This window comes from Microbacterium testaceum, assembly GCF_001476285.1.
In the GTDB taxonomy this organism is placed as follows: domain Bacteria; phylum Actinomycetota; class Actinomycetes; order Actinomycetales; family Microbacteriaceae; genus Microbacterium; species Microbacterium testaceum_B.
In genome coordinates, this window is record NZ_LDRU01000070.1 from 1 (window position 1) to 7,908 (window position 7,908).

At 71.6% G+C, this 7,908-nt stretch carries 5 protein-coding genes; all 5 read right to left on the reverse strand.

Annotation, left to right across the window (positions count from 1 at the left end):
- The coding region (locus NS283_RS12385; protein WP_153003361.1) for a S8 family serine peptidase at positions 1-1,406 on the reverse strand (1,406 nt) is incomplete at its 3' end.
- A gap of 134 nt (positions 1,407-1,540) precedes the next feature.
- Entirely contained in the window at positions 1,541-2,173 is a 633-nt protein-coding gene (locus tag NS283_RS12390) for a LysE family translocator (RefSeq protein WP_058597176.1), read from the reverse strand.
- A gap of 548 nt (positions 2,174-2,721) precedes the next feature.
- Positions 2,722-4,287, reverse strand: a complete 1,566-nt coding sequence (locus NS283_RS12395; RefSeq protein ID WP_058597177.1) for an FAD-dependent oxidoreductase — start codon at positions 4,285-4,287, stop codon at positions 2,722-2,724.
- On the reverse strand, positions 4,280-6,418 hold the full coding sequence (locus tag NS283_RS12400) for a molybdopterin oxidoreductase family protein (protein WP_058597178.1): 2,139 nt from the start codon (positions 6,416-6,418) through the stop codon (positions 4,280-4,282). The genes NS283_RS12395 and NS283_RS12400 overlap by 8 nt, the downstream gene beginning before the upstream one ends.
- Before the next feature lie 4 nt (positions 6,419-6,422).
- A complete protein-coding gene (locus NS283_RS12405) occupies positions 6,423-7,808 on the reverse strand; it encodes an MFS transporter (protein WP_058597179.1) in 1,386 nt (461 codons plus the stop codon).
- Positions 7,809-7,908 lie beyond the last annotated feature (100 nt).

The following is a 7,908-nucleotide window of genomic DNA, read 5'->3' on the forward strand; positions in this document are numbered from 1 at the left end:
AGCGCGGCGACGCCGGCGGCGTTGGGAGCGGCCGCCGAGGTTCCGACGAACGTCTTCACCGCCGGATCGTCGGTGGGCATTCCCAGGACCGAGTTGCGCGCGCGGTCGACCGAGATCACGTCGGGTCGGCTCACCACGGGTCGCGGGTCGAGGATCGCCGACGGCGGGTCGGCGGTGGCCGACCCGAACGCCCAGACGACCGGGCCGTAGCTCGAGAAGTACTCCATCTCGGTGGGGTCGTTGACCGGAGACGCGCCGATGGAGAGGGCCGCGGGGTCGCCGTTGTGCCCGGTGTTGGTCCGCCCGACGATGTCGTCGCCCGCCGAGCGCCAGTACTCGGCTGACAGGAAGGTCGCGCCCTGGCCGAAGATGACGGAGATGGGTGGGAGGGGCAGGGAGGTGTCGGCATCCGGAATCACGATGCGGGCGACCGAGATCTCCACCTCCGTCGGGTTCGCGGACGCGGGGAGCGTGACGGTGAAACCCGGAGTGCCGTCGAGCATCCGGGCCGCGGGAGTCGCGAGAACGTCGCCGTCGACCGTCACCACCGGAACCAGGAGGCCGCTGACCCGGCCGAGCGGCTCTCCCCACTGCACGTCGACGGTGGTGCTGTCGCCGGCGGCGAGGGTGTAGCCGAGGGTGGCATCCGTGCCCTCGCCGGGATCCATGTCGAGGCAGTCGACGGGGGCGTCCCAGCCCTGTGCCTGGGCGCCCGTCACGATCTCGTCGGGGCAGGCCATCGGACGGTACGCGGGGGTTTCCCAGCCGTTGATGGGGGATACCTCCTGGCCCGGGCGGGGGTCCCGAGCGAGGGCCGTCGAGTTCCCGGCGGCCGAGAAGTACGCGACGCCCGCTTCGTTCGCCCGCGCGATCGCTTCGCCGACGGGGGAGCGCTGGAAGACGGGCTCGTTCTTGGGCTCGACGTCGTCGACGATGACGTCCGCCCCGTCGGCGACGAGCATCTCGATCGCCTCGATGACGGATGCCGCGTGCCCCTCGTCGACGGAGGCGAAGGCGAGCTCGGCACCCGGCGCGATGCCGTGCACGAGTTGCACCATCGCGCGACCTTCGTCCGTGCCCTCGGCGGCTTCGCGCACCACGTGGACGGGGGTCTCGTGTCCGCAGGGGTTCCCGGGGCCGGGGAGAAGCCCGTTCGCGATGTCGTCGGCGACGGTCGCGCCCGGAGCCGAGGTGCGGCCGAAGGAGTCGGAGATGACGCCGACCTTCACGCCCGTACCGTCGACGCCGAACGTCTCTCGCGCGATGTCGGCGCGCAGGGGCGCGTCGGCGTCGACGGGGATGGTGCGGCAGGATTCCGGCGCGGCGGGCGTCGCGGCGAGGGCCGCGGGGGCGATCGCGCCCGCGGTGAAGATGAGGGCAAGGGCGAAACCGACGGACGTACGCAAAGCGGGGGACTCCTGGTCGACGACGCCGTCGGCCGGGTGGCTCGGCGGTGGCTCGAGGAGCCGACGAGCCTCATCCTATGGGCTGCACTCAGCTAACGCACAGGTTTCTTGCGAACCCGAGACCGCGCACGCGTTCAGCTTTTCGCGCCGGTGAAAGCGAGGGCCCCGCCGAGGCCGATCATCATGACGCCGCCCGTTCCCGACAGCGTCGAGATGCGCTTCGGCGACCGGGCGAACCAGGTGCGCGCGGTGCCCGCGGCGAGGGCCCACACGCTGTCGCATGTCAGCGCCATCAGCTGGAACATCAGCCCGAGGATGAGCAGCTGCAACCACACGGCACCGGAGTGCGGGGCGACGAACTGAGGGAGCACGGCGACGAAGAACGCGATCGTCTTGGGGTTGGTGAGGCCCACGACGAATCCCTGGCGAAGCAGTGTCCACGACGAGGTGGGTCCGCGCGTGGCACCCGCGACGTGCGCGTGGCGGTGGCGGATGGCCTGGATGCCGAGCCACACGAGGTAGATCGCCCCGACGATCTTCAGCACGGTGAACGCGACGATCGACGAGGCCACGATCGCGCCGACACCGAAAGCGACGGCGAGCACCGCGGGAACCGTGCCGAGGGCGTTGCCGACGACGCTCAGGACACCCGCACGGCGACCGAGGGCGATGGAACGGCCGATGACGAACAGCACGCTGGGCCCCGGAATGACGATGATGACGACGGATGCCGCCACGAAGGCCAGCATGTTCTCGATCGGAGGCATGCGTGCAGCGTACTGCTCTCGCGTTTCGGGGACGTTCCGTTGTGATGCGTCGGGGCGTTGCTTGCCGGTGTTGGTCGCTTCGGGGGTGCTTGGGCGGCGAAGTGCGGCAAATGACGCGGGGTCGGGCCGGCGCGCGGAGGCTTCGTTTGCCGGTGTTGGTCGCTTCGGGGGTGCTCGGGCGGCGAGGTGCGGCAAGTGACGCGGCATCGCGCGGGAACGGAATGCTTCGTTTGCCGCTGTTCGTCGCTTCGGGGGTGCTCGGGCGGCGAAATGCGGCAAGTCACGCGGTGTCGCGCCGGCGCGCGGAGGCTTCGTTTGCCGGTGTTCGTCGCTTCGGGGGCGTTCGGGCGGCGAAGTGCGGCAAATGACGCGGCATCGCGCGGGAACGGAATGCTTCGTTTGCCGGTGTTCGTCGCTTCGGGGGTGCTTGGGCGGCAAAGTGCGGCAAATGACGCGGCATCGCGCGGGAACGGAATGCTTCGTTTGCCGCTGTTCGTCGCTTCGGAGCGCCTGAGCGGCAAAGTGCGGCAAGTCACGCCGGGACCGCTCTACGCCGGCACGGCCTCCCGCGCCAGCAGCTCACTGATGCGCCCCACGCACCCGCCGCAGCCGGTGCCCGCGCGGGTCGCGGCCTTCACGCACGCGACCGTCGGCTCCCCGGCCGCGATCGCCTCGCGGATGGCCCCGGCGCTCACGCCGTTGCACCAGCACACGGTCGCGTCCGCGGCGAAGGGGTCGGCGACGGTGGCCATCCCGGCATCGGGCGCGTCGAGCCGGAGCAGCGACGAGCGGTCGGCCGGAAGCTCCGAGCCGCGCTCGAACAGCAGGGTGAGCTCGGCACCGGTGCGAGGCATCCCGACCGCGACGAAGCCGGTGAGCACGCCCTCGACGGTGACGAGCTTCACGTAGGCGCCCCGCGCGGGGTCGGCCCAGAGGGTGACCTGGGGGCCGTGGCATCCGGGAGCGTGCGAGAAGGGGTCGGCGTCGACCGCGCCGCCGGCCACCACGTCGATCCCCTCGGCCTTGAGCATGACGACACCGGGGCGTTCGACGGATGCCGGCCCCGAGACGCCCGTCGAGAGCAGCGCCGCGAGGCGGTCGGCCTGACGCCAGCCCGGTCCCACGAGTCCGCTCGGGCCGCCCGGGACGCGGCCGTGGGCGTCGGCGTCCGCGGGGTCGGCGACGTGCGCGCAGTCGCCGATGGCGAAGATGTCCGGGTCGGTCCACGAGCGCGAGGAGCCGTCGACGAGGATGCCGGCCGACGTGGCGAGTCCGGCGAGGGATGCCACTTCCGTCCGCGCCGCGACCCCGCACGACAGCACGAGCAAGTCGCCCGCGAGCACCTTGCCGTCGGCGCAGACGAGGCCGTCGAACCACGCGTGTCCGTGGTCGTCGTATCGGAGAAGGATGCTCTCGGCGCGCGCGTGGTGCGCCATCTCGACGCCGACGGCTGTCGCGGCGGAGGCCAGCACTCGGCCGCCGTTCTCGTCGAGCGTCCGGTTCATGGGGGCTGCGGAGTGGTAGGCCACGACGACCTCCGCCCCGGCCTCGGCGGCGGCCAGCGCGAGCTCCATGCCGAGGACTCCCGCCCCGAGCACGACGATCCGCTGCCCGGCCGAGACGGCTGCCCGCACGTGCTCGGCGTCAGCGAGGTCGCGCAGGGCGACGACGCCGCGGGGGAGGGGAGCCCCGCCGAGGTCGAGTTCTGCGGGGGCGGCTGACACGGAAGTCCGGTCGCGCCGCGCGCGTTCCATTCCGGCGAGCGTCGGGACGTTCGCGCGGGCGCCGGTCGCGAGCACGAGCCGGTCGTAGTCGAGACGGATGCCATCGTGCAGGCGCACCACCCGGCGGTGACGGTCCACGCCCACCACCGTCGCGCCCAACACGAACCGCACGCCGGCCTCTTCGGCGACGCGGCGGTCGTCCATGTCGAGGCCCGCGCGGTCGGTGCGGCCGACCGCGTACTCGGCGAGCAGGACGCGGTTGTACACGTCGTGGGGTTCGGCTCCCACGACGGTGAGATCGATGCGCCCGTCGCGCACCGCGGGCAGCAGCCCGTCGATGAGCCGCGCCCCGACGGGGCCGTAGCCCACCAGCACCACACGCTCAGACATGTGTTCCCTCCTCGGTGCGAACAGCGCCCGGATGCTCCGACACCACCACGGGCCCGTGCTCGAACGCCGGCACGGGCGCAGCGGCATCCGGAGCCACCCGCACTCGCGTGCGCTTGAACTCGGGCATCGCCGAGGTCGGGTCGACGATCGCCTCGGTCAGGCGGTTGGCGCACTCATCTCCCGCGTAGTGGAACGGCAGGAACACGGTGTCGTGGCGGATGTCGGTCGTCACGCTCGCCCGCGCCCGCACGGTGCCGCGCTCGTTCGACACCGCCACGAGCGCGTCTTCGCGGATGCCGAGCCTCGACGCCGTCGCGGGGTGAATCTCGAGCCGTGCCTCGGGGCGTGCACCGTTCAGCTCGGCCACCCGCCGGGTCTGCGTGCCCGACTGGTACTGCTGCAGATAGCGGCCGGTGACGAGGGTCAGCTCGGCGCCGCGGTCGGTGGGCGTCGGGGGAGTGGCATCCACCGGCACGAGACGCGCGCGGCCATCGGCGTGGGCGAAGCGCTCCGTGAAGGGGCGGGGAGTGCCCGACGAACGGTACGGCCAGTAGGCCTCGACGCCGGTGTCGAGCAGTTCGTGCGAGAGGCCGGAGTAGTCGGCGACGCCGCCCTCCGACGCGCGGGCGAGCTCGTCGAACACCTCGGCCGGGTCGGTCGACCAGGTGGATGCCGCGCCCAGGCGCTGCGCGAGCTCCGACAGGATCCACAGCTCGCTGCGGGCTCCCTCGGGTCCAGGCAGCGCCCGGCGACGGCGGATCACGCGCCCCTCGAGGGAGGTCATCGTGCCCTCCTCCTCGGCCCACTGCAGCACGGGCAGCACGATGTCGGCGAGCTCCGCGGTCTCGCTGAGGAAGAAGTCGCAGACGATGAGGGTGTCGAGCGCCGCGAGCCGCGAACGCACGGCCTCGACGTCAGGGGCCGAGACGACGACGTTCGACCCCGCGACGAGCAGGGTCTTCACCGGCCCGCCGAGTTCGCCGAGCAGGGCGGTGGCCGGGATGCCGGCATCCGGAATCTCCTCCGGATCGATGCCCCAGACACCGGCGACGTGCCGCCGGGCTTCGGGGTCGCGGATGGAGCGGTAGCCGGGCAGCTGGTCGGCCTTCTGGCCGTGTTCGCGTCCGCCCTGGCCGTTGCCCTGGCCGGTGAGGGTGCCGTAGCCCGAGCCCTCGCGGCCGACCAGGCCGAGGACGAGGGCGAGGTTGATCGCGGCGGTCGCTGTGGCGGTGCCGTCGACGTGCTGTTCGACGCCGCGTCCGGTGAGGATGTACGCGCCGCCCGCGGCGAGGCGACGGGCGGTCTCGCGGAGCTGGGCGACGGGGACGCCCGTGGTCGACGAGGTGCGTTCGGGCCACCACGCGGCGACCGACCTTCGGAGGGCGTCGAACCCCGTCGTGCGCTCCTCTATATAGAGGCGGTCGGCGAGGCCCTCGGCGAGGGCGATGTGCGTGAGCCCGAGCAGCAGCGGCAGGTCGGTGCCCGGGGCGGGCTGCAGATGGGTACCGGCACCGTCTTCGGTGAGGCGCGCGGTGGCGGAGCGGCGCGGGTCGACGACGATGAGGCCGCCGTTCGCGCGCGCCCCGGCGAGGTGCGCGAGGAACGGGGGCATGGTCGCGGCGACGTTCGAGCCGAGCAGCAGGATGGTCCGCGCGTCGTCGAGGTCGGTGACGGGGAAGGGAAGGCCGCGGTCCATCCCGAAAGCGCGATTGGATGCCGCCGCCGCCGACGACATGCAGAAGCGGCCGTTGTAGTCGATGCGCGAGGTGCCCAGCGCGACGCGGGCGAACTTGCCGAGCTGGTACGCCTTCTCATTGGTGAGTCCGCCGCCGCCGAAGATGGCGTTGGCGTCGGGTCCATGGGCGGCTTTCGTGACGCGGAACGCCGCGGCCACGGCATCCAGTGCCTCATCCCAGGTGGTCTCGGCGAGAGTGCCGTCGGGGCGCCGCATCAGTGGCATCCGGAGTCTGTGGGGCGAGGCCAGGAGCTCCGCCGACGTCCAGCCCTTGGCGCAGAGTCCTCCCCGGTTGGTGGGGAAGTCGCGGCCGGTGACCGTCGTGTGGCCCGCGTGGCTGACGGTCATGGCGCACTGCAATGCGCAGTAGGGGCAGTGGGTGTCGGCGGAGCTCATGGGGTCAGATCCGCGTTCCGGTCTTCTTCGACATGCGGAGGTACACGCCCGCGGTGAGGGCGAGGAACGCGACGTAGGCGAGGGCGAACCAGCCGAGGGCGGGGGTGTACGAGCCGAACGTCGTCTTCGAGAAGCCGAGCAGCTGCGGGATGAAGAAGCCGCCGTACGCGCCGATCGCCGAGATGAGGCCGAGGGCTGCGGCGGCCTTGCGCTGCGCGCCGATTCCGCCGTTGGCCTTGAGGGCGAAGATCGTCGGGATCATGCGGTACGTCGAGCCGTTGCCGATGCCCGCCGCCGCGAAGAGCACGAGGAAGCAGAGCAGGAAGATCGCAAAGTTCTGCATCGGCAGGGTGAGGATCACACTCAGGATGCCGAGCCCCATCACCGTGAAGGCGCCGATCGTGATGACGGTGCCGCCGAAGCGGTCGGCGAGTTTGCCGCCGTAGGGGCGGGCGAGCGAGCCGACGAGAGCGCCGAGGAACGCGAGGGTGACGGTCGCCGTACCGATCACGATGCCCTTGAAGTCCGGGAACGTGTCGGCGAGCAGCTTCGGGAAGACGCCCGCGAAACCGATGAACGAGCCGAAGGTGCCGATGTAGAGCAGCGACAGCACCCACATGTGCGGCTCTTTGAGAGCGGCGAGGGATGCCGTGATGTCGGCCTTCGCGGCGGAGAGGTTGTCCATGCGGAGGTAGGCGCCCACCATCGCGACGAGGATCAGCGGCACCCAGATGAGGCCCGCGAGCGGGAGGTTGAGCGTCGCCGCGGCCCCGACGGTGATGACGATGGGGACCACGAACTGCGCGACCGAGGCGCCGAGGTTTCCGCCGGCGGCGTTGAGTCCGAGGGCGTATCCCTTCTGCGCGGCGGGGTAGAAGAACGTGATGTTCGACATCGAACTGGCGAAGTTGCCGCCGCCGAAGCCCGCGAACGCGGCGATCAGGAGCAGCAGGCCGAAGGGCGTCTGCGGGTTCGCCACAGCGATGGCGAGGCCGATGCTCGGGATGAGGAGGAGACCGGCGGACACGATCGTCCAGTTTCGACCGCCGAAGCGCGGGACCATGAAGGTGTAGGGGATGCGCAGCGTCGCGCCGACGAGGCTCGGCATGGAGATGAGCCAGAAGATCTCACCCGTGGAGAGCTGGAAGCCCGCCGCCGGCAGCGAGACGACGACGACCGACCACAGCTGCCAGACGACGAAGCCCAGGAACTCGGCGAAGATCGACCACCGCAGGTTGCGGGAGGCTATGGCCTTGCCTTCCTTGGCCCACTGCGTGGCGTTCTCGGGGTTCCAGTTGTCGATCCAGCGGCCGGGGCGGTGGCTGAGTTCTGCGCTGGCTGTTGCGGGCGGCGCCGTGGTGGCTTCGGGGCGCGGGTCGGTGACGGTCACGGGGTCCTCCGTTGGGCGATGTGGGGAGGTGCAGCGCCCCGCATGGGCTGGGCGTGCCGCCAGCGTAGGAAGGGGGCGTTACCCGGGACCGCGTCGGGAG

Bases quoted from the DNA above. Each gene is read 5' to 3' on its own strand.
- NS283_RS12390 (WP_058597176.1), bottom strand. From the start codon at position 2,173: ATGCCTCCGATCGAGAACATGCTGGCCTTCGTGGCGGCATCCGTCGTC.
- NS283_RS12395 (WP_058597177.1), bottom strand. From the start codon at position 4,287: ATGTCTGAGCGTGTGGTGCTGGTGGGCTACGGCCCCGTCGGGGCGCGG.
- NS283_RS12400 (WP_058597178.1), bottom strand. From the start codon at position 6,418: ATGAGCTCCGCCGACACCCACTGCCCCTACTGCGCATTGCAGTGCGCC.